Here is a 21,343-nt window from a genome sequence, read left to right as displayed (position 1 = left end):
CAGTGCACGCTTTTTACCTGCCAAGCCGTGCTTTTTGCGCCGAGGCAGCGCCCAAAAAACGGTTGATTATAGGCCAAGTCGGAAAGCACGGCCTGGCCCTGGAGGGGGAAGTGCGTCAGCCTGGCTGTGCGGCAGCAGTGTGGCGATATGCCGCTCGAACACAATCGTCCGGCCAGGCGACGCGGGTCAATGTCGCTCGTCGAGGAGCGAATCGACGCCGTAGGCGCGCGCGAGAGACGCGAGCGCGGGGGGCAAATTGAGCACGGCAAGCGAAGCGCCGCGCTCATGCGCGGCACGCTGCCAGGCGATCAGCACGGCGAGCGCCGACGAATCGAACTGGGTGAGCGCGGCGCAGTCCACAGCGGTTGCGCCCGCTGAGATTTGCGCAAACCCGGCCGAGAGCGCGGCCTTCGCGCTCTCATGGGTCAGGTTTGCGCCGGTGGCGAAGCGCTCGCTCACGAGGTCGCCTTGCCCGAAGCGAGTTGCTGGTTACGCTGCGTGAGGAACTGGATCAGGCCGTCCACGCCGCCTTGCTGGATCTTCTCCTGGAACTGCTGCTGGTACGCCTGGATGAGCCATGCGCCAAGCACGTTGATGTCATACACGCGCCAGCCTTGCGGCGTCTTGTACAGGCGATAGTCGAGCTCGATCGGCTGGCCGCCGTTCACGACCGTCGAACGGACCACGACGTCGGTGTCGTCCGGGTTCGCGCGGAACGGCTTGTACTGGATCTCCTGGTCGCGCACCTGGGCGAGCGCGCCCGAGTACGTGCGGATGAGCAGCGTCTTGAACTGCTCGATGACCTGTTGCTGCTGCTCCGGCGTGGCGGTGCGCCAGTTGCGGCCCATCGCGAGCTGCGTGGTGCGGCGGAAGTCGGTGTACGGCAGGATCTTTTCGTTGACGAGCTGCGTGATCTTGCTGATGTCGCCGGACTGGATGGACTTGTCACCCTTGATCTGGCTCATGACCTGCTGCGTGACCGTCTGGATCATCGCGTCGGGATTGCTGGTGTCTACCGTTTGAGCGAACGCGCCGCCGGCAAACGAAAAAAACATGGCGAAAAACGGGTACAGAAAGAATTTTTTCATATCCAGTCCTGCTAGTTGGGGGACATCGCCCCGTTGGAGCCAACGATAGCACGCGAGTTGTATCTCGCTATGTCAAAAACTGACAGCAAAGTGCGACAAGCGTTTCTGCTTGTTACGTCAGACGTTTATGCCAGAAGAACGCTCCGGCGAGGCGGTGCATTGCGCAACGCCCGGCCGGAGCGCGGCGCTCAACGCAGACGCAGCATGCCCGGGAAGCCGATGCGCGCAGGCGGGATCATCTGGTCGCCGGGCACGGTGGTTCCCGACGCGCCCACCGGCGCCGAGGCGCCGGCCGGACTTTCCGGCGTGGCCGGAGCGGTCGTCTCGCCGTTGGGGTACGCGGGCGCCATGCTCGCCGCGTTAGGCGTAGCCGCTCGCGCGGAGCCCGAAGCGGGGACCGCGGCACCGGTAGCCGCGCCCGACGCGGGCGCCGCCGCGCCAGGCGCCGCGCCTTCGTCGGTGTCGTCGTACTTCGGCAGCGGCGCGCCATCGCCGTAATCCGGCAGATTGTTGTCAGACGCACGGCCATCCGACAGCAGATAGCGGCGGCGCTGCAAATAGGCGTTGCGGATGAACGAATACTTGTCGATCGCCGCGCCTTCGAGCAAATCGCTCGCGCCCAGCAGATTGGCGCGCGTGCTCACCACGTTCAGGCCGTAGAGGCCCCACGAGAGCGCGGCCGGATCCACATAGGTGAGCGGATTGATGAAGTAGTTGGGCACGAGGCCCACGCCGTCACGCACCGTGCTCGGACCGAACAGCGGCAGCACGAGGTACGGGCCCGGCGGCACGCCATAATGACCGAGCGTGAGACCGAAGTCCTGGTTGTGCTTGGGCAGCTTCGCGAGCGTCGCGACGTCGAACAGGCCGCCCAGGCCGAAGACCGTGTTGATCACGATCCGCATGATGTCCTCGACACCGTCGGTGATCTTCAACTGCAGGAAGTTGTTCGCCGCGTTGTAAACGTCACCAATGTTCGCGAAGAAGTTCGTCACGCTGTCACGCACAGGCTGCGGCGTGACCTTCACATAGCCCTGCGCCACCGGCTTGAGCGCGTACGTGTCAACCTTGTCGTTGAACGTGTAGATCGTGCGGTTGAAGCCTTCCCACGGATCGTCCTTGGACGGCGTCTGCACCGTCGAACAGCCCCCGAGTGCAAGCGCTGCGACGCCAATCGTAATGGCGCGCATGCGTATGGTCGTCATTCTTGTTCTCCTTCTTATTGGGCCGCCGAAGCCGCCGGTGCCGGGGCCGGCGCGGGTGCCGCAGCAGGCGCCGCATCCGTGCTCGCGCCGCTGGACGGCTTGGCGGCGCCCGAATCGGCCGCCTTGCTATAGAGGAACTGGCCGATCAGGTTTTCGAGCACGATGGCCGACTGCGTCATCGAGATGGTGTCGCCGGCCTTGAGCATTTCCGAGTCGCCGCCCGGCTCGAGTCCGATGTACTGCTCGCCGAGCAGGCCGGACGTCAGGATCTTCGCCGACGTGTCCTTCGGAAACTGGTACTGCTGGTCGAGGTTGATCGTCACCAGCGCCTGGTAGGTGTTGGAGTCGAAGCCGATCGAAGCCACGCGGCCCACGGTCACGCCGGCGCTCTTCACCGGCGCACGCGGCTTGAGTCCGCCGATATTGTCGAACTTGAGCTTCACCGGGTAGGTGGACTGGAACGACAGCGAACTCATGTTGCCGGCCTTCAGCGCAAGGAACAGCAGCGCGATAAAGCCCAGCACCACAAACAGGCCGACCCAAAAGTCGAGAGCATTCTTTTTCATCGTCATCCCAATGAGAATCCGTTGCGGCGACGCTGATACGCGCGCCGCGCGGCCGGGTCACTGCCCGGCGTCTTTAGCTGAACATCAGCGCGGTGAGCAGGAAGTCGAGGCCGAGCACCGCGAGCGACGCGTACACGACCGTCTTCGTGGTCGCGCGCGACACGCCTTCAGGCGTGGGCTTCGCCTCGTAGCCCTGATAGAGCGCGGTGAAGGTCACGGCGAAGCCGAACACGATGCTCTTCATCACGCCGTTGCCCACGTCTGCCCAGACGTCCACGCCGCCCTGCATTTGCGACCAGAACGCGCCGGCGTCCACGCCGATCAGCAGCACGCCGACCACGTAGCCGCCCAGAATGCCGACCGCGCTGAAGATAGCCGCGAGGATCGGCATGGCGATCACGCCCGCCCACATGCGCGGCGCGACCACCACGCGCACGGGGTCCACGGCCATCATTTCCATGGCGGTGAGCTGCTCGCCCGCTTTCATGAGGCCGATCTCGGCCGTGAGCGAGGTGCCTGCGCGGCCCGCGAACAACAGCGCGGTGACGACGGGCCCGAGTTCACGCACGAGCGAGAGCGCGACCAGCAGCCCGAGCGCCTGCTCGGAGCCGTAGCGGTTGAGCGTGTAGTAGCCCTGCAGGCCAAGCACGAAGCCCACGAAAAGGCCCGACACGGCAATGATCAACAGCGAATAATTACCGACGAAGTGGATCTGCTTCGTGACAAGGCGTGGCCGGCGCAGCAGCGGGAAGAATTCGAGAACGAGGCGCATGAAAAAACGCGTGGCATGCCCTGCGCGCGCGATGGTCTCGAGCACCGTGCGCCCGATCGAGCTGATGGCGCCGATCATGAGTGGCCTCCGCCGATGCCGAAGTCCGCTGCGAGCGGCTGGTTCGACGGGTAATGGAACCGGAACGGGCCGTCCGGCGCGCCGTCGATGAACTGGCGCACGATCGGATCGGTCGAGGCGCGCAGCTCGTCGGGCGTGCCCTGCGCCTGCACCCGGCCGTTCGCCATGAAATACACGTAGTCGGCGATCGCGAACGACTCGGGCACGTCGTGCGTGACGAGGATCGAGGTCGCGCCGAGCGCGTCGTTGAGCGTGCGGATGAGGTTCGCGGTGATGCCGAGCGAAATCGGGTCGAGACCCGCGAACGGCTCGTCGTACATCATGAGTTCGGGGTCGAGCGCGATGGCGCGGGCGAGCGCGACGCGGCGCGCCATGCCACCCGAGATTTCCGACGGCGCGAGGTCGCGCGCGCCGCGCAGGCCGACGGCGTTGAGCTTCATGAGCACGAGGTCGCGGATCAGCTCTTCGGGAAGATCGGTGTGCTCGCGCAGCGCGAAAGCCACGTTCTCGAATACCGACATGTCGGTGAAGAGCGCGCCGAACTGGAAGAGCATGCCCATCTTGCGGCGCAGGGCGTAGAGGCCGTCGCGCGATTGCGCGCCGACGTCCTGCCCGCCGAACAGCACCTGGCCGCGCTGGGCGCGAACGAGGCCGCCGATCAAGCGCAGCACTGTCGTTTTTCCGCCACCGGAACCGCCCATGACTGCCACCACCTGACCGCGCGGGAAGCGCATGTTCAGGCCGGACAGGACGAGCCGATCGCCGTAGCCGAAGTCGACGTCGCGCAGTTCCAGTAGGGTCTCAGAGGTTGAGGGCACGTGGCTGACTGTCCATTTACACGAAGGCGGGATTATAGGGCCATCGTGTAAAACCTGCCGTGACGCACCCTGATCCGTTGATGTAAGCCGCGCCACCCGCCACTGCGGGTTGCGGCCCCCTGGCCGGAGGGTGCGCACGCGGCGCAGCCTCCAAGCCAGGGCGGACCATTATTGCGTAAACGCGTTGCGCAATGCAGCAACCGCGGCAGCCGGATCGACCGCCTCGGTCACGGCGCGCACCACCGCCGCGCTGCCCGCGCCCGTGGCGAGCACTTCCGGCAGCACATTGCCGTCGATGCCGCCAATGGCCACCATCGGCACGACGCCGTCCAGCAGCTTCACATAGCGGGCGAGACGCGCGAGGCCTTGGGGCGCCGTGGGCATCGCCTTGGTCGTGGTGGCGAAGACGGCGCCACACGCGAGGTAGCTCGGACGGAAATGGAGCGCCGTGAGCATTTCGAAGTAGCCGTGCGTCGACAGGCCAAGACGCACGCCTGCCGCCGCGATCGCGCCGAGGTCGGCTTCGCGCAGGTCTTCCTGGCCGAGGTGCACGCCGTAGGCGCCGGCCGCGACGGCCTCCTGCCAGTGATCGTTGATAAAAAGCTGCGCGTCGTGCTTGCGGCCCGCCGCGACGCAGCGCTCGATTTCGCTCGTGAGCGCCGGGGATTTCGGTTGCTTGCTGCGCAGTTGCGCTGTCTTCACGCCGTAGTCGAGCACGCGCTCGACCCAGTCGGCCGTGGGCAAGACCGGATACAGGCCGAGCTTCGCGGGGCACGGCGCGAACGGCTGCGCGGGCGCGGCAGGCAGGCCCAGCACGCGCGGAAAGCGCTTGATGTCGACGGGCCAGGCGTCGGCCTGCTCTTCGTCGCCGTCGCGCCAGGCGAGCGCGAGCACGAGCGCGTCGTGCGGGTCGAACCCGCAGTCGAGGAACGCCGCCAGCGCGGGGATCCAGTCTTCCGCCAGCTCGCCTTCGAGCGCGTAGCGCTCGCCACCCAGATGCAGCGTGGCGCGCGCGGCCTTCGGGTTCTCGCCGGCGGCTTCGATCACGCCCGCGCCGTCGGTCATCCAGCGCGCGATGTGGGTCAGGTGCGGCGCCGCGTCGGTGACGATGATGAGATCGCCGCCGTTGGGCGCGTCAGGCGGCGTGAGACAGATGCGCCACGGCGCATGCGTGGGCTGCCAGTCGCCGAGGCGCGCGCGAATGCGCTCCGCCGTTTCGGTGAGTTCGTCGGCGGGCGGCCAGAACAGTTCGCGGTCCTGCAGTCGCAGCGTTTCAGTCATCGCTTGTCTCCATCCTGGTGCCAGAAAGGCATGCCGACCACGGGCGTGCTCGCAACCGCCGCCTCGCGCTCGGCCATCGGCCCGGCGAGAAACGCGGCGCGCCCCGCCTCGACGCCCAGCGCGAACGCACGCGCCATCGCCTCGGGGTGCGTGGCCTGCGAAACGGCCGTGTTGAGCAGCACGCCGTCGAAGCCCCACTCCATCACCTGGCAGGCATGCGACGGCACGCCGAGGCCCGCATCGACGATCAGCGGCACATCGGGCAAGCGCTCGCGCAGCACGCGCAGACCGTACGGATTGATCACGCCCTTGCCGGTGCCGATCGGCGCGCCCCATGGCATGAGCGCTTCGCAGCCCGCGTCGAGCAGACGGCGGCCAATCACGAGGTCCTCGGTGCAGTACGGCAGCACCTTGAAGCCATCCTTCACGAGGCGCGCCGCGGCCTCGATCAGGCCGACCGGGTCGGGCTGCAGCGTGTAGTCGTCGCCGATCAGTTCGAGCTTGATCCAGTCGGTTTCGAAGACTTCGCGCGCCATGTGCGCGGTCGTGACCGCCTCGTTGACGGTGAGGCAGCCAGCCGTGTTCGGCAGGAGCGGCACGCCTTGGCGCTTGAGCAGATCGAAAAAGCCCGCTTCGGCGGTGCCCTCGTTCATTTGGCGGCGCAGCGCAACGGTGATCATGCCGGGGCGCGCGGCCGCCATCGAATCGGCGAGCGACTGCAGCGACGGATAGCGCGACGTGCCAAGCAGCACGCGGCTCGCGAAGGTTTCGCCGTAGAGCGTGAGCGCGTCGGCGGTGGGAGTGGTGGTCATGGGTTGGAATCCTTGGGCGGTGTCGTGAAAGCGCTCGCGATACATGCGATGCGCGCGACCGGCGGCCTGGGCGAGCGAGGCTCAGCCGCCGGCCACGGGGCTCACGACGTCGAGGCGGTCGCCCGCCTGGAGCGCGCGCGCGCCATGCTGGGCGCGCGCCACGAAATCGCCATTCAGCGCGACGGCGAACGGCGGACGCGCGCCAAATGCGGCGAGCGCATCGGCGACCGTCGCGCCCTCGGGCAGCGTGATCGGCTTCTGGTTGATATGAATGTCCATGGCAAATACGTTCTCAGACTACGGTTTGATTCTGGCGATGCGTCACGCCGGCTCGTGTGCGCCCTGCGCGTGCAGCATCTCGCTCCAGCGCGACGCGCGGCGCAGCGACTCGAAGGACTCGGCGTCGTTCACGCGCGCATCGAGCAGCGCTTGCGCAATGCGCGCGGCTTCGTCGGCGACTTCCGGCGCGATCATGAAGCCGTGACGGTAGAGACCGTTCACGCGCAGCGTGGTCTTGCCGTCCCAAATAAGAGCCGGGCGGTGGTCGGGCAGCGTCGGGCGGCACTGCGTGTTCAACTCGAGGATGCGCGCCTCGCCGAACGCCGGATGCACCGCAAACGCCGCGCTCAGCAGCTCGAGCGCCGAGCGCACGCTCACGGGCGAACGGTCCTCGCCTTCGATCTCGGTCGCGCCGATCACGAAGACGTCGTTTTCCTTGGGCGCGATATAGAGCGGATAGCGCGGATGCAAGAGCCGCACGGGGCGCGTGAGCGTGATGCCCGGCGCGTGCACGCGCGCGACCTCGCCGCGAATGCCGCGCAAACCCGGCAGCACAGGTTTGGCGCCTAGCCCGCGACAGTCGATCGTCACGCGCGCAGGCGGCGGATTAGCCTCGTCGACCGTGGTGTGCCAGTGCGTTTGCACGCCGCGCTCGGCCAGCCCCGCCGCCAGCGCGGCCAACGCCTGGCGATTGTCGAGCTGGCCCTCGCCTTCGAGCAGCCAGCCGCGCGCGAAGCGCCCGGCGAGCGCCGGTTCGGCGGCGTCGAGCTGCGCGCCGGCGAGCGCGACGAAGTTCGCGTCGGCCAGCGAACGCGGCGCGTTCGCGCGCACGCGGCGCTCGAAGAGCGGGGCTTCGGTGCGATCGGCGGTATGCCAGACCACGAGCGTGCCATTGCGCTGGAAGAACACGGGCTCCGGCAACTCGGCCAGGATGCGCGGCCAGGTTTCGAGCGACGCGACACCAAGCTCGGTGATGAGCAACTCGGCAACGGCGGCCTCCGCGAGCGGCGCGAGCATGGCCGCCGCGACCCAGGCCGCGGCCTCGCCGCCTTCGGGGCCGCCACGCTCGTAGAGCGCGACGCGATGGCCGGAGCCGGCGAGCCGCCATGCGACGAGCCGGCCGCTCAAACCGCCGCCGAGCACGGCGAAGTCGGGCACGCTGCCCGCACTACGGTGATGAGCGCGACTCATGACGGCGCTCCGTCACGCAGCGCGAACGCGATAAAAATCGGGGAACAAAGAGAATAGGCGGTCATCGTATCCTTTCCGTACGGCAGCAGCAGACGTACCCAAGGACGAAACCGGCTGGCAAGGCCGACCGTGGAGGCTATGCGGCGCAGACGGCCCGTACGTCCCGATAAGGAATTCGTACGAACCCGTGCGCCCAAAGCGCAGCCCGGCGGGAATCCTGGCGCCCCTGCAAATGCTGGGCGCTCCGGTAAGACTTTCTGGAAACTTCCCGCGCCGGTATTACCCGGATCGGGTGCGAAGGGTCTCTCTCAGCCTCAGTACGGCATGCCCCGCATACCGGTGAAGCACCCCTGTTTCGTCAAGGTCGATTAGACCACAAAAGGCGCGCGGCCCGCAAACCTCGGCGGAGCGGGACGCCTGCTCTGGCACAATGGCCTGAGCCCGCCGCTTTCGCCTCACGAGCCCGCGCGGTGAGACAATGACCGCCACGCTACGGCGGCGCCGGCGTGCGCTTTTGTCTCCGCTTTTTGCCCATTAAGACTCACTTAAGCGCCCGGCGACAGAATCGCTGCAAAAATCGCTGCACCGCAGCCGCCATGCGGCATGCAGCGCATGCCCCCAACGGGCGGCCACACCTTCAGGATGCACATGACCAATCAACCTGCCCGCGCCACGCCCGATCAGAACGAGCACCAGAAGATCACCGCGTGGAGCCTGATCAAGCCCTACTGGGTCTCCGAGGAACGCTGGATCGCCTGGGGGCTGCTCGTCGCGATCATCGTGATGAACCTGCTCGTCGTGTGGATCAACGTGCGGCTCAACGGCTGGAGCGCGGAGTTCTACAACGCGTTGCAGGCCAAGGACGTCAAGCGCTTTCCGCCTCTGTTGATGACCTTCACCGAACTGGCGTTCGGCTTCATCATCCTCGCGGTGTATGGCCGGTATCTGCGCCAGATGCTCGGGTTTCGCTGGCGCCAGTGGCTCACCACGCGCTTTCTGAGCGATTGGCTCGGCAAGGGCGCGTTCTACCGAATCGAGCGCGACCGCCTCGCCGATAACCCCGACCAGCGGATCAGCGACGACCTCCAGTCGTTCGCCACGACCACGCTTTCGCTCACGCTCGACCTGCTCTCCACGGTCGTCACGTTGATCTCGTTCATCACGATCCTGTGGACGCTCGCGGGTGCGCTCACGATCACGCTGGGCGGCACGCCGCTCGCGATTCCGGGCTACATGGTCTGGGCCGCCGCGCTCTACGCCGTGTTCGGCTCGGTCGTGATCCAGAAGGTCGGCCACCCGCTCGTGTCGATCAACTACCAGCAACAAAAGGTGGAGGCGGACTTCCGCTTCGGCCTGATCCGCCTGCGCGAGAACGCCGAGCAGATCGCGCTCTACGACGGCATGGACACCGAGCGCGGCAACGCGCAAGGCCTCTTCCTGCACATCCGCGACAACTGGTGGCGCGTGATGAAGTACACGAAGCGCCTCACCTTCGTGCTGAGCTTCTACGGCCAGATCGCCATCATCTTCCCGCTCGTCGTGGCCGCGCCTCGCTACTTCGCGGGCGCCTTCACGTTCGGCGTGCTCATGCAGATTTCGCAGGCGTTCGGCACCGTGAGCGATTCGTTCTCGTGGTTCATCAACAGTTACTCCACGCTGGTCGAATGGCGCGCCACCGTGAATCGTCTGCGCGAATTCGTGCGTGTGGTGCACTCGCCGCGACTGAAGGAATCGGTCTCGCCCGCCACCGAGCACGGCGGCATCAACCTGCACTTCATCGACAGCAACGAACTCGCCACCGAGCACCTCAAGCTCGCGCTGCCCAACGGCATGCCGCTTTCCGAAGTGCGCGACATCGCCATCAAGCCGGGTTCGCGCTGGCTCGTGCGCGGCCCCTCGGGCGCAGGCAAGAGCACGCTCATGCGCGCGCTCGCGGGCCTCTGGCCGTTCGGCGAAGGCTCGATCGACGCGCCTGTCGATGCACGCATGATGTTCATCCCGCAGCAGAGCTATCTGCCCATCGGCACGCTCAAGGCGGCGCTCACCTACCCCTCGCCCGCCGACGACTATAGCGACGAGGACTGCCGCGACGCGCTGCGCGCCTGCCGCCTCGAAGAATATGCGGATCGTCTCGGCGAATCGGCGCACTGGTCGCGCGTGCTCTCGCCGGGCGAGCAGCAACGCCTTGCGGGCGCGCGCGTGCTGCTGCACAAACCGGATTATCTGTTCCTCGACGAAGCAACGAGCGCGCTCGACCCCGACAACGAAAGCCGTCTCTACAAGCTGTTCGTGGAGCGCCTGCCGAAGGCGGCGATCGTGAGCGTCGCGCACCGCGAGTCGCTTGCGGCGTACCACCACGAAACGCTCGAGATCGAGCGTATGCCTGAAGAGCGGGTTGCCGCGTGAGCGCAAGCGCGGCGCGCGTCGTCCTGATCACGGGCGCGGGCTCGGGTATCGGTGCGGCGCTCGCGCGTCGCATCGCAGCGCCAGATGTTTCGTTGATGCTGCATGCGCGCGGCGCGGACGAGGCGTCGCGTGCCCGTCTCATGACCGTCATGGCGGATTGTGAGCAACGGGGCGCGATCTGCGCCACAACCTGCGGCGATCTCGCGGAGCGCGGCAACGCAGCGGCACTCGTTGATGCCACGCTTGCGCACTTCGGCGCGCTCGACCAGGTCGTGGCCAACGCCGGGCATGCACAGCGCCAGACGCTCGCCGCGCTCGACGCCGCATCGCTCGAAGGCGCGTTCGCGGCCATGCCCGCCGCGTTCGCTGCGCTCGTGCAACGCGCGCAGCCGGCGCTGGAACGCTCGGCGCGCGCCCGCGTGGTCGCGCTCAGTTCGTTCGTCGCGCACCGCTACCGCGCCGGCGCGCCGTTCGCCGCGACTGCCGCAGCGAAGGCCGCGCTCGAGTCGCTGGCGAAAACCGCCGCCGCGGAGCTGGCGCCGCACGGTGTGACCGTGAACTGCGTCGCGCCCGGCTATACGCGCAAGGACAAAGGCCCCACGCCAGAAAACGCGCCGGTGTGGGAGCGCGCGGCGCAGGAAACGCCGCTCGGCCACGTGGCCGACCCCGCCGATGTCGCCGAACTCATCGCCTTCCTGCTTTCAGACGCCGCGCGCCACATCACGGGCCAGGTGATCCACGTCGATGGCGGGCTCACGTTGTAGCGCCGTGCGGCCCTCGCGCGCCATCGTTCGCTTGCTATCGAACTAAACATCGGTACAAGACGATGGCGGGCGCCCCAAATTGCCCCTCGCCTCAGTACGGTTTCGCACCGTAAAATACCCACCCAGCACACCTGAGACGGGCGGCGTTGCACCGCGCAGCCCGCCAGCGTCGAGCGCACCCGCCACCCAGGGCGTTTGCGCCAGCCGGGTCGCAAGCGCCGCACACGCCGCTCACGCAGCCCGTTGCGCACACAACAAATATGGGGGAAGACACGCGATGGGCTACTTTCAATGGTTCACCGAGTTGAACGGGCGCGAGCGGCGCACGCTCTACGCGGGTTTCGGCGGCTACGCCGTCGACGCGTTCGACTTCATGATCTACTCGTTCCTGATCCCCACGCTCATCGCGACCTGGGGCATGACCAAGAGCGAGGCCGGCATGATCGCGACCAGCTCGCTGATCTCTTCGGCAATCGGTGGCTGGCTCGCCGGCATCCTCGCCGACCGCTACGGCCGCGTGCGCGTGCTGCAGTGGACCATCGCCACCTTCGCGGTCTTCACCTGCCTCTCCGGCTTCACGCATTCGTTCTGGCAACTGCTCGCCACGCGCACGCTGCAAGGCATCGGCTTTGGCGGCGAATGGACGGTCGTCACGATGATGATGGCCGAAACGATCCGCTCGCCGCAGCATCGCGCCAAGGCGGTGGGCACGGTGCAGAGCAGCTGGTCGGTCGGCTGGGGCGCGGCCGCCATCCTCTATTGGGCCTTCTTCGCCCTGCTCCCCGAGGAATACGCATGGCGCGCGTGTTTCTGGATCGGCATCTTGCCGGCGCTGTGGATTCTCTACGTGCGCCGCAACGTGAGCGACCCCGACGTGTTCGTCGCCACGCGCCGCGCGCGCGAAAGCGGCGCGACGCACAGCCACTTCATGCAGATCTTTTCGCCCGCGCATCTGGCCACCACCGTGCTCGGCAGCGCGCTGTGCACCGGCATGCTCGGCGGCTACTACGCGATCACCACGTGGCTGCCCACCTACCTCAAGACGGTGCGCCACCTCTCGGTGTTCAACACGAGCGGCTATCTGATCGTGCTGATCGTCGGCTCGTTCACGGGCTATATCGTCGGCGCGATTCTCTGCGACAAGATCGGCCGGCGCGCCTCGTTCGTCCTGTTCGCCATCGGCTCGTTTGCGCTCGGCATGGCCTATACGATGCTGCCCATTACCGACACCGCCATGCTCCTGCTCGGCTTTCCGCTCGGCATTGTCGTGCAAGGCATTTTCGCGGGCGTGGGCGCGTATCTCTCCGAGCTGTACCCGAACGCGATCCGCGGCTCGGGCCAAGGCTTCTGCTACAACCTCGGGCGCGGCCTCGGCTCGTTTTTCCCCATTCTGGTGGGCGTGTTCGCGCAGACCACTTCGCTCGTGAAAGCGATCGGCGTGGTGGCCGGCGCAGGCTATCTGCTCGTGATCGTCGCGGCGCTGTGTCTGCCGGAAACGAAGGGCAAAGTGCTGACCGAGGAAGTGCCTGCTGCTGCGGGCGAGCGCCCGGCTGCGGAGTCCACTGCACGATGAGCGCGAACATGCTGCAATACCGAACGTCCCCCCCTGTTGTGCGACCGGCATGAAAACGATCGTCCTCGGCGCCGGTGTGATCGGCGTCGCTACTGCGTATTATTTGAGCGAACGAGGCTGCGACGTCACCGTCGTCGAACGGGAGCCGGGCGTCGCGCTCGGCACGAGCTTCGGCAACGCCGGCGTCATCGCGCCCGGCTATGTCACGCCGTGGGCCGCGCCGGGCATGCCCGCGAAGCTCATCAAATATCTGCTCAAGCCCACCTCGCCGCTCATCTTCCGGCCGACGCTCGACGCCGCGCAGTGGCGCTGGATCGCGCGCTGGCTGCGCGAATGCGATCTCGCGCGCTTTCGCGTGAACAAGCAGCGCATGCAGCGCATCGCCTATTACAGCCGCGAATGCCTGCACGCGTTTCGCGCCACGCACGCGTTCGAGTACGGGCGCAGCCAGGGCTATCTGCAGCTCTTTCGCAGCGAGTACGACCTCGAACTCGCGCAACCGGCGCTCGGCGTGTTGCGCGATGCAGGCATCGTCTATCGCGAACTCGATGCCGCCGCCTGCGCGCAGGTCGAGCCGGGGCTCGCATGGTCGCGCGTGAAACCGGTGGCGGGCGTCTATCTCCCGGAAGATGAGGCTGGCGACTGCGCACGCTTCACGCGCGAGCTGCGCTCCGTGTGCGAAGCGCGCGGTGTGACGTTTCTGTTCGATACCGAGGTGCTCGCGCTCGAAGCCGCAGGCGGCAAGGTGAACGGCGTGCGCGTGCGGGCGGTGCCCGGCCGGCGCAAGGCGAACAACCGCAAGGACCGGCGCGAGCAGCGCCGCGCGCCGGCCGAGGTCCTGCGCCCGGCCGAGCGCAACGAGCCCGCCGACGATACGCCCTACACGCTCGCCGCGGACGCCGTAGTGGTCGCGCTGGGCGTGGAGAGCGCGGCGCTGGTCGCGCCGCTGGGCGTGCGCGTGCCGCTGTATCCGGTGAAAGGGTATTCAGCCACGCTGCCCGTGGTCGACGAACAAAAGGCTCCGCGCGCCGCGCTCATGGACGAATCGCTCAAGACGGCGATCACGCGCTTCGGCCCGTACCTGCGCGTGGCGGGCACTGCGGAGCTGGGCGACCACCGCGCGACGCTGCGCGAGCAGGCGCTGCAGACGCTCATGAAAGTGCTCGACGACTGGTTCCCGCACGCGGCAACGCCGTCGTCGGCGCAATTCTGGGTGGGAAGGCGGCCCATGGTGCCGGACGGCGCGCCGCTCTTGGGCACGTCGGGCGTCGATGGCCTGTGGCTGAACGTCGGGCACGGCTCGACCGGCTGGGCGATGTCGATGGGCTCGGGCCGCGTACTCGCGGACCTCGTCACGCAGCGCTCGCCGGAAATCGATCTCGATGGTTTGACGCTGGCCCGGTATCGTCAATAAGTCGCCACCAAGCGGCGGCAGGCAGGCCAACGCGCGGCGGCGCCTCACTCGAGCGCAACGCTCGCCAGCGCCTCGTAGCGCGCGCCCTGCTTCGCGAGCGTGCTCGAATACAGCACCAGCGACTCGAAGCACAACGGCGGCAGCGCTTCGCCGCCGCTTGCCGCCGGTGCACCCACGGCGTCGCGAGCGAATCGCGCGAGCGTCACGTGCGGGCGGAACGCGCGCGCGTCGAGCGGTAATCCCACATCTCCCATTAGCGAGCGCACGCCCCAGTCGAGCGCCGTGAATGCGTCCGACATCGCGAGCACGGCGACCATGAGGCGCGGATGCGCGCGTCCCGGCCAGCATTCGATATGGGTGACCGGCGCGGGCGGAATGAGCAGCGCGTGCTCCGCGAGCCGCCGCGAGAGCACGTCCCCCTGGTCGAACGACATCGCGCCGATGAACGTCACCGTCAGATGGAGCTGGGCGTAAGGCACGCGCCGTGCGTTGGACGGCACGTCCAGCGCGGCGAGCGCATCGCGCGACGCCGCAGTGGGCGCAAGCGCGATGAAGCAGCGCCGCCATTGCTGCGTGTCACGATCGGTCTCGCGGGCTTCGGACATGATCGGCGGGCCTCGTTCGGTCGGGCAATCGCGTCATGGTAACCCTGTCTGTCAGCCTGAGTGGCGCGTACGTAAAAAAGCCGGGTCACCCTCGCGGGTGCCCGGCTTCTGTCGTTGCGTCTCCTGCCGTCTCCCATGTGTCCCGTCTATTGCGGGGCACACCGGATTTAGCGCGGCAGCTCCGAGCTGCCCATCAAATACGCATCGACGGAACGTGCGCATTGACGGCCCTCACGGATCGCCCACACCACGAGCGACTGGCCGCGGCGCATGTCGCCGGCGGTGAAGACCTTGTCGACCGACGTGTAGTACGCCTTTTCACCTTCGGTCGAGGCACGCACGTTGCCGCGCGCATCCTTCTCCACGCCGAATGCTTCGAGCACCGGCGAAACCGGCTGCGTGAAGCCCATGGCGAGCAGCACGAGATCGGCCTTCATTTCGAACTCCGAGCCCGGCACTTCGACCATCTTGCCGTCCTTCCACTCCACGCGCGCGGCGATCAGCTTCTCGACCTTGCCGTTCTTGCCTTCAAGGCGCTTGGTCGCGACCGCCCAGTCGCGCGAGCAGCCTTCCTCGTGCGACGACGACGTGCGCAGCTTGATCGGCCAGTACGGCCACACGAGCGGCTTGTTCTCTTCCTCGGGCGGCTGCGGCAGCAGTTCGAACTGCGTAACGCTCTTCGCGCCATGACGGTTCGAGGTGCCCACGCAGTCGGAGCCCGTGTCGCCGCCGCCGATCACCACGACGTGCTTGCCCTTCGCGACGAGCTGGTTCGGCAGCTTGTCGCCGGCGTTGACCTTGTTCTGCTGCGGCAGGAACTCCATGGCGTAGTAGATGCCTTCGAGTTCGCGGCCCGGCACCGGCAGGTCGCGCGGCGTTTCCGAACCGCCCGCGATCACGACCGCGTCGAACTGTTCCTTCAGCTCGTCCGGCGAGATGGTTTCCTTCGCCGTGTTGCCGATCCAGGCAGGCAGTTCGCCCTTGCCGATGAACACGTTGGTGCGGAACGTCACGCCTTCGGCTTCCATCTGGCGCATGCGGCGGTCGATCAGCCACTTTTCCAGCTTGAAGTCGGGGATGCCGTAGCGCAGCAGGCCGCCGACGCGGTCGTTCTTCTCGAACACCGTCACGTCATGGCCAGCGCGCGCGAGTTGCTGCGCGGCAGCGAGGCCTGCCGGGCCCGAACCGACCACGGCAACCTTCTTGCCCGTCTTGTGCTTCGCGACTTGCGGCTCGACCCAGCCTTCGGTCCAGGCCTTGTCGATGATCGCGTGCTCGATCGACTTGATGCCGACGGGATCGTCGTTGATGCCGAGCGTGCACGCCGCTTCGCACGGCGCCGGGCAAATGCGGCCCGTGAACTCGGGGAAATTGTTCGTGGAATGCAGGACGTCGATCGCGCTCTTCCAGTCCTGGCGGAACACGAGGTCGTTGAAGTCCGGAATGACGTTGTTGACCGGGCAGCCGTTGTTGCAGAACGGGATGCCGCAGTCCATGCAGCGCGCGCCCTGGACCTTCGCGTCGGCGTCGGAGAGCGCCGCCACGAATTCCTTGTAGTGCTTCACGCGCGTGAGCGGTGCTTCGTACGCCTCATGCTGGCGCTCGAACTCGAGAAAACCGGTTGCCTTACCCATAGGGTTCTCGTCTATCTCTATCTATTCGGTGAGGGGACCGCGCCCGCCGCCGCGTACCTTGTCGCGCGGCGGGCGCTTCGTCGTCTTGGAATCGCTTCGTCGCGGCTTAAGCGGCCAGTTCTTCCTGGCTTGCCTTCTTCGCGCCGAGTTCGCCCAGTGCGCGCTTGTATTCCGTCGGGAGCACCTTCACGAACTGGCGGCGCGCCGCATCCCAGTTTTCGAGCAGCGCCTTCGCACGCGGCGAGCCCGTGAACTGGAAGTGACGCTCGACGAGTCCCTTGAGCAGCGCTTCGTCGGTCTGGCCCGTGTGCCACAGTGCGCGATCCACGGTGCGTTCCTGTTCGGCCTGTTGCAGGACCGGGTCGAGCGCGACCATCGACTTGTTGCACTTGCCGGCGAAGGTGCCGTCCGCGTCGTACACGTAGGCGATACCGCCCGACATGCCTGCTGCGAAGTTACGACCCGTTTCGCCGAGCACGACCACCGTGCCGCCCGTCATGTATTCGCAGCCGTGGTCGCCCGTGCCTTCGACAACTGCCGTCGCGCCCGAGTTACGCACCGCGAAACGCTCGCCCGCCACGCCGCGCAGGAAGGCTTCGCCTTCGAGTGCGCCGTACATCACCGTGTTGCCGCAGATGATGTTTTCTTCGGACTTGCCGCGGAAGTCGTTGGTCGGACGGATGATGATGCGCCCGCCCGAGAGGCCCTTGCCGACGTAGTCGTTGCCGTCGCCCACGAGGTCCAGTGTGATGCCGCGTGCGAGGAACGCGCCGAAGCTCTGCCCCGCCGTACCCTTCAACTGGATGTGGATCGTGTCTTCCGGCAGACCGTCGTGGCCGTACTTCTTCGCGACGACGCCCGAAAGCATCGCGCCGACCGTGCGGTTCACGTTGCGCACCGGCTGAATGAACGACACATGCTCGCCCGTTTCGATCGCGGCCTTCGCCTTCTCGATCAGCGTGTGATCGAGCGCGCGGTCCAGACCGTGGTCCTGCGACTCCACGTGCATGCGTGCGACTTCGGCGCCCACTTGCGGCTGATAGAACACGCGCGAGAAGTCGAGACCCTTCGCCTTCCAGTGTTCCACGCCACGGCGCGTGTCGAGCAGGTCCGCGCGGCCGACCAGATCGTCGAACTTGCGGATACCCAGTTGCGCCATGATTTCGCGCACTTCTTCAGCGATGAAGAAGAAGAAGTTGACGACGTGCTCGGGCTGGCCCGAGAACTTCGCGCGCAGCACCGGATCTTGCGTCGCGACGCCGACCGGGCAGGTGTTCAGGTGGCACTTGCGCATCATGATGCAGCCCTGCACGACGAGCGGCGCCGTCGCAAAGCCGAATTCGTCCGCGCCGAGCAGCGCGCCGATCACCACGTCGCGGCCCGTCTTCATCTGACCGTCGGCCTGCACGCGGATACGGCCGCGCAACTGGTTCAGCACCAGGGTTTGCTGCGTTTCCGCGAGACCCAGTTCCCACGGCGTGCCAGCGTGCTTGAGCGACGAGAGCGGCGAGGCGCCCGTGCCGCCGTCGTGACCGGCGATCACGACGTGGTCGGCCTTGGCCTTCGCCACACCGGCTGCCACCGTGCCCACGCCCACTTCCGACACCAGCTTCACCGAGATCGACGAAACCGGGTTCACGTTCTTCAGATCATGAATGAGCTGCGCCAGATCTTCGATCGAGTAGATGTCGTGGTGCGGCGGCGGCGAGATGAGGCCCACGCCCGGCACCGAGTAACGCAGCTTGCCGATGTACTCCGAAACCTTGTGGCCCGGCAGCTGACCGCCTTCGCCCGGCTTCGCGCCCTGCGCCATCTTGATCTGGATCTGGTCAGCCGACGACAGGTACTCCGCCGACACGCCGAAGCGGCCCGACGCGACCTGCTTGATCTTCGAGCGCAGCGAGTCGCCATCCTTCAGCGGGATGTCCTTGATGACTTCTTCGCCGATGATCGAACGCATCGTGTCGCCGTTCTTGATCGGAATGCCACGCAGCTCGTTCCGGTAGCGCTTCTCGTCTTCGCCGCCTTCACCCGTGTTCGACTTGCCGCCGATGCGGTTCATCGCGACGGCGAGCGTGGCATGTGCTTCGGTCGAAATCGAGCCGAGCGACATCGCGCCAGTCGCAAAGCGCTTGACGATTTCCTTGGCCGGTTCGACGTCGTCGATCGAGATCGCGCGCGCCGGGTCCAGACGGAATTCGAACAGACCGCGGAAGGTCATGTGGCGCTTGGTCTGATCGTTGATCAGGTGCGCGTATTCCTTGTAGGTCTGATACGAGTTGCTGCGCGCCGAGTGCTGGAGCTTGGCGATCGCGTCCGGCGTCCACATGTGGTCTTCGCCGCGCACGCGGTAGGCGTACTCGCCGCCTGCGTCGAGCATGTTGGCGAGAACCGGGTTGTCGCCGAATGCGTCGCGGTGCAGACGGATCGCTTCTTCCGCCACTTCAAAGAGGCCAATGCCGCCGACCTTCGACGCCGTGCCCTTGAAGTACTTGGCGATGAGATCGTCAGCGAGACCCACCGCTTCGAAAATCTGCGCGCCCGTGTACGACATGTACGTGGAGATGCCCATCTTCGACATCACCTTGAGCAGGCCCTTGCCCACCGCCTTGGTGAAGTTGTAGACGGCCTTGTCTGCCGACAGATCGCCCTTCAGGCCCTGCGCCATTTGCGCGAGCGTTTCCATGGCGAGGTACGGGTGCACGGCTTCCGCGCCGAAACCGGCGAGCAGCGCGAAGTGGTGCGTTTCACGCGCCGAACCCGTTTCCACGACGAGACCCGTGCTCGTGCGCAGCCCGTGCTGCACGAGGTGCGAGTGGATCGCCGAGGTGGCGAGCAGCGCCGGGATCGCGACGTTGTCGCGGTCCGCGCGGCGGTCCGACACGATCAGGATGTTGTAGCCCGACTTGACCGCATCGACGGCTTCCGCGCACAGCGACGCGAGACGCGCTTCGATGCCTTCCTTGCCCCAGGCCACCGGATAGCAGATGTTCAGCTCGTAGCTGCTGAACTTGCCGCCCGTGTACTGCTCGATCGCGCGGATCTTCGCGATGTCCTTGAAGTCGAGCACCGGCTGCGACACTTCGAGACGCATCGGCGGGTTGATGTTGTTCGTGTCGAGCAGGTTCGGCTTCGGGCCGATGAACGACACGAGCGACATCACCATGTTTTCACGGATCGGGTCGATCGGCGGGTTCGTGACCTGCGCGAACAGCTGCTTGAAGTAGTTGTAGAGCGTCTTGTTCTTGTTGGACATGACCGCCAGCGGCGAGTCGTTGCCCATCGAACCAACCGCCTCTTCACCCGACATCGCCATCGGCGCCATCAGGAACTTCAGGTCTTCCTGCGTGTAGCCGAACGCCTGCTGACGGTCGAGCAGCGCAGCGGCCTCGGCGCGCGCGGTCGCGACGTCTTCCGCCTTCGGCTCGATCTCGTCGAGCTTGATGCGCACGGCATCGATCCAGCTCTTGTACGGCTTGGCGTTGGCGAGGTTGTCCTTCAGCTCCTTGTCGTCGATGATGCGGCCGTGTTCCATGTCGATCAGGAACATCTTGCCCGGCTGCAGGCGCCACTTCTTGACGATCTTCGACTCCGGAATCGGCAGCGTGCCGGCTTCCGACGCCATGATGACCAGGTCGTCGTCGGTGACGATATAGCGCGCCGGACGCAGACCGTTACGGTCGAGCGTCGCGCCGATCTGACGGCCGTCGGTGAAGGCGATCGCAGCGGGGCCGTCCCACGGCTCCATCATCGCGGCGTGATATTCGTAGAACGCCTTGCGGTTCTCGTCCATCAGCGTGTGCTGTTCCCAGGCTTCCGGGATCATCATCATCATCGCGTGGACGAGCGGGTAGCCTGCCATCACCAGCAGTTCGAGACAGTTGTCGAACGAAGCGGTGTCGGACTGGCCCGGGTAGATCAGCGGCCAGAGCTTGGGCAGGTCGTCGCCGAGCACGTGCGAGGCGATCGCGCCGGTACGGGCGTTCAGCCAGTTCACGTTGCCCTTCACGGTGTTGATTTCACCGTTGTGGGCGATCATGCGGTACGGGTGAGCCAGTTCCCACGCCGGGAACGTGTTCGTGGAGAAGCGCTGGTGCACGAGCGCCAGTGCCGAGACGACGCGCTCATCTTGCAGGTCGCGGTAGTACACGCCGACCTGACCCGCCAGCAGCAGGCCCTTGTAGACGACCGTGCGCGCCGAGCACGACGGCACGAAGTATTCCTTGCCGTGCTTGAGCTTGAGCGCCTGAATGCGGTGGCTCGCGGTCTTGCGGATGATGTACAGCTTGCGCTCGAGCGCGTCCGTGACCATCACGTCCTTGCCGCGGCCGATGAAGATCTGACGGATCAGCGGCTCGCTCGCCTTCACCGTCGGCGAAATCGGCATGGTGTGGTCGACCGGCACGTCGCGCCAGCCCAGCACGACCTGGCCTTCGGCGCGCACCGTGCGCTCGAGTTCCTGCTCGCAGGCGAGACGCGAGGCGTGTTCCTTCGGCAGGAAGATCATGCCGACGCCGTACTCGCCGAACGGCGGCAGCGTCACGCCCTGCTTGGCCATCTCTTCACGGTAGAACGCGTCCGGGATCTGGATCAGGATGCCCGCGCCGTCGCCCATCAGCGGATCGGCGCCCACGGCGCCCCGGTGATCGAGGTTTTCGAGAATCTTCAGGCCTTGCTGAATGATTTCGTGGCTCTTCTTGCCCTTGATATGGGCGACGAAGCCAACGCCGCAGGCGTCGTGTTCGTTTTGCGGGTCATAGAGACCTTGCGCGGCGGGCACCGCGGCGCGCTGCTGGTGATCGTTCATGGGGACACCGTCAGAGTGAGGCTGTTGCCAGCCGTTGTGTTCTTTGATTC

17 protein-coding genes and 1 riboswitch are annotated in these 21,343 nt (G+C 66.4%); of the genes, 4 read left to right on the top strand and 13 right to left on the bottom strand.

Annotated features, from left to right (window positions below; all coding sequences use genetic code 11):
* Positions 1-186: 186 nt before the first annotated feature.
* The 10 genes from U5A52_RS33585 to U5A52_RS33540 all read right to left on the bottom strand — a co-directional run bounded on the left by U5A52_RS33585 (position 187) and on the right by U5A52_RS33540 (position 8,090).
* Positions 187-459, bottom strand: coding sequence for a lipid asymmetry maintenance protein MlaB (locus U5A52_RS33585; RefSeq protein ID WP_321915893.1), 273 nt, complete (start codon positions 457-459; stop codon positions 187-189).
* Entirely contained in the window at positions 456-1,088 is a 633-nt protein-coding gene (locus U5A52_RS33580; RefSeq protein ID WP_321915894.1) for an ABC transporter substrate-binding protein, read from the bottom strand. Before U5A52_RS33580 ends, U5A52_RS33585 begins: the two co-directional genes overlap by 4 nt.
* Before the next feature lie 188 nt (positions 1,089-1,276).
* Positions 1,277-2,293 (bottom strand): VacJ family lipoprotein, encoded by a 1,017-nt coding sequence (locus tag U5A52_RS33575; RefSeq protein ID WP_321938268.1) that lies wholly within the window; start codon positions 2,291-2,293, stop codon positions 1,277-1,279.
* A gap of 14 nt (positions 2,294-2,307) precedes the next feature.
* A complete protein-coding gene (mlaD, locus tag U5A52_RS33570; protein WP_321938266.1) occupies positions 2,308-2,859 on the bottom strand; it encodes an outer membrane lipid asymmetry maintenance protein MlaD in 552 nt (183 codons plus the stop codon).
* A 73-nt stretch (positions 2,860-2,932) separates the two neighbouring features.
* Positions 2,933-3,709, bottom strand: coding sequence for a lipid asymmetry maintenance ABC transporter permease subunit MlaE (mlaE, locus tag U5A52_RS33565; protein WP_321938264.1), 777 nt, complete (start codon positions 3,707-3,709; stop codon positions 2,933-2,935).
* A complete protein-coding gene (locus U5A52_RS33560) occupies positions 3,706-4,527 on the bottom strand; it encodes an ABC transporter ATP-binding protein (protein WP_321938263.1) in 822 nt (273 codons plus the stop codon). Before U5A52_RS33560 ends, mlaE begins: the two co-directional genes overlap by 4 nt.
* Before the next feature lie 168 nt (positions 4,528-4,695).
* Positions 4,696-5,808, bottom strand: coding sequence for a thiamine phosphate synthase (gene thiE, locus U5A52_RS33555; protein WP_321938262.1), 1,113 nt, complete (start codon positions 5,806-5,808; stop codon positions 4,696-4,698).
* The gene (locus tag U5A52_RS33550) at positions 5,805-6,620 is read right to left on the bottom strand and encodes a thiazole synthase (RefSeq protein ID WP_321915900.1); all 816 of its coding nucleotides are present in this window, start codon (positions 6,618-6,620) and stop codon (positions 5,805-5,807) included. The genes thiE and U5A52_RS33550 overlap by 4 nt, the downstream gene beginning before the upstream one ends.
* 81 nt (positions 6,621-6,701) lie before the next feature.
* Positions 6,702-6,899, bottom strand: a complete 198-nt coding sequence (gene thiS, locus U5A52_RS33545; RefSeq protein WP_028213309.1) for a sulfur carrier protein ThiS — start codon at positions 6,897-6,899, stop codon at positions 6,702-6,704.
* A gap of 42 nt (positions 6,900-6,941) precedes the next feature.
* On the bottom strand, positions 6,942-8,090 hold the full coding sequence (locus U5A52_RS33540) for an FAD-dependent oxidoreductase (RefSeq protein WP_321915901.1): 1,149 nt from the start codon (positions 8,088-8,090) through the stop codon (positions 6,942-6,944).
* A 248-nt stretch (positions 8,091-8,338) separates the two neighbouring features.
* A riboswitch (TPP riboswitch) is annotated at positions 8,339-8,452 on the bottom strand.
* A gap of 286 nt (positions 8,453-8,738) precedes the next feature.
* Here U5A52_RS33540 and U5A52_RS33535 point away from each other — a divergent pair.
* The 4 genes from U5A52_RS33535 (at position 8,739) to U5A52_RS33520 (ending at position 14,247) form a co-directional block, all read left to right on the top strand.
* On the top strand, positions 8,739-10,496 hold the full coding sequence (locus U5A52_RS33535) for an ABC transporter ATP-binding protein/permease (RefSeq protein ID WP_321938260.1): 1,758 nt from the start codon (positions 8,739-8,741) through the stop codon (positions 10,494-10,496).
* Entirely contained in the window at positions 10,493-11,260 is a 768-nt protein-coding gene (locus tag U5A52_RS33530; protein WP_321938257.1) for an SDR family NAD(P)-dependent oxidoreductase, read from the top strand. Before U5A52_RS33535 ends, U5A52_RS33530 begins: the two co-directional genes overlap by 4 nt.
* 277 nt (positions 11,261-11,537) lie before the next feature.
* A complete protein-coding gene (locus U5A52_RS33525) occupies positions 11,538-12,833 on the top strand; it encodes an MFS transporter (RefSeq protein ID WP_321938256.1) in 1,296 nt (431 codons plus the stop codon).
* 49 nt (positions 12,834-12,882) lie between these two features.
* The gene (locus U5A52_RS33520; RefSeq protein ID WP_321915905.1) at positions 12,883-14,247 is read left to right on the top strand and encodes a D-amino acid dehydrogenase; all 1,365 of its coding nucleotides are present in this window, start codon (positions 12,883-12,885) and stop codon (positions 14,245-14,247) included.
* 44 nt (positions 14,248-14,291) lie between these two features.
* On the opposite strand, the gene thpR is transcribed toward U5A52_RS33520, so the two are convergent.
* From thpR to U5A52_RS33505, 3 genes are all read right to left on the bottom strand, one after another.
* Positions 14,292-14,852 carry an RNA 2',3'-cyclic phosphodiesterase gene (thpR, locus tag U5A52_RS33515; RefSeq protein WP_321938255.1) on the bottom strand — a complete coding sequence of 187 codons (561 nt, stop codon included), beginning with the start codon at positions 14,850-14,852 and terminating at the stop codon, positions 14,292-14,294.
* 167 nt (positions 14,853-15,019) lie between these two features.
* Positions 15,020-16,486, bottom strand: a complete 1,467-nt coding sequence (locus U5A52_RS33510) for a glutamate synthase subunit beta (protein WP_321915907.1) — start codon at positions 16,484-16,486, stop codon at positions 15,020-15,022.
* Positions 16,487-16,592: 106 nt separating this feature from the next.
* Positions 16,593-21,293 (bottom strand): glutamate synthase-related protein, encoded by a 4,701-nt coding sequence (locus tag U5A52_RS33505; protein ID WP_321938254.1) that lies wholly within the window; start codon positions 21,291-21,293, stop codon positions 16,593-16,595.
* Positions 21,294-21,343: the final 50 nt, after the last annotated feature.

Source organism: Paraburkholderia sp. J8-2 (assembly GCF_905220195.1).
Classification (GTDB): domain Bacteria; phylum Pseudomonadota; class Gammaproteobacteria; order Burkholderiales; family Burkholderiaceae; genus Paraburkholderia.
The sequence above is the reverse complement of the archived record's forward strand: the minus strand, read 5'-3'. Positions and strand labels throughout refer to the sequence as shown.

Bases quoted from the DNA above. Each gene is read 5' to 3' on its own strand.
- U5A52_RS33580 (WP_321915894.1), bottom strand. From the start codon at position 1,088: ATGAAAAAATTCTTTCTGTACCCGTTTTTCGCCATGTTTTTTTCGTTT.
- U5A52_RS33575 (WP_321938268.1), bottom strand. From the start codon at position 2,293: ATGACGACCATACGCATGCGCGCCATTACGATTGGCGTCGCAGCGCTT.
- mlaD (WP_321938266.1), bottom strand. From the start codon at position 2,859: ATGAAAAAGAATGCTCTCGACTTTTGGGTCGGCCTGTTTGTGGTGCTG.
- mlaE (WP_321938264.1), bottom strand. From the start codon at position 3,709: ATGATCGGCGCCATCAGCTCGATCGGGCGCACGGTGCTCGAGACCATC.
- thiE (WP_321938262.1), bottom strand. From the start codon at position 5,808: ATGACTGAAACGCTGCGACTGCAGGACCGCGAACTGTTCTGGCCGCCC.
- U5A52_RS33550 (WP_321915900.1), bottom strand. From the start codon at position 6,620: ATGACCACCACTCCCACCGCCGACGCGCTCACGCTCTACGGCGAAACC.
- thiS (WP_028213309.1), bottom strand. From the start codon at position 6,899: ATGGACATTCATATCAACCAGAAGCCGATCACGCTGCCCGAGGGCGCG.
- U5A52_RS33540 (WP_321915901.1), bottom strand. From the start codon at position 8,090: ATGAGTCGCGCTCATCACCGTAGTGCGGGCAGCGTGCCCGACTTCGCC.
- U5A52_RS33535 (WP_321938260.1), top strand. From the start codon at position 8,739: ATGACCAATCAACCTGCCCGCGCCACGCCCGATCAGAACGAGCACCAG.
- U5A52_RS33525 (WP_321938256.1), top strand. From the start codon at position 11,538: ATGGGCTACTTTCAATGGTTCACCGAGTTGAACGGGCGCGAGCGGCGC.
- U5A52_RS33520 (WP_321915905.1), top strand. From the start codon at position 12,883: ATGAAAACGATCGTCCTCGGCGCCGGTGTGATCGGCGTCGCTACTGCG.
- thpR (WP_321938255.1), bottom strand. From the start codon at position 14,852: ATGTCCGAAGCCCGCGAGACCGATCGTGACACGCAGCAATGGCGGCGC.
- U5A52_RS33510 (WP_321915907.1), bottom strand. From the start codon at position 16,486: ATGGGTAAGGCAACCGGTTTTCTCGAGTTCGAGCGCCAGCATGAGGCG.
- U5A52_RS33505 (WP_321938254.1), bottom strand. From the start codon at position 21,293: ATGAACGATCACCAGCAGCGCGCCGCGGTGCCCGCCGCGCAAGGTCTC.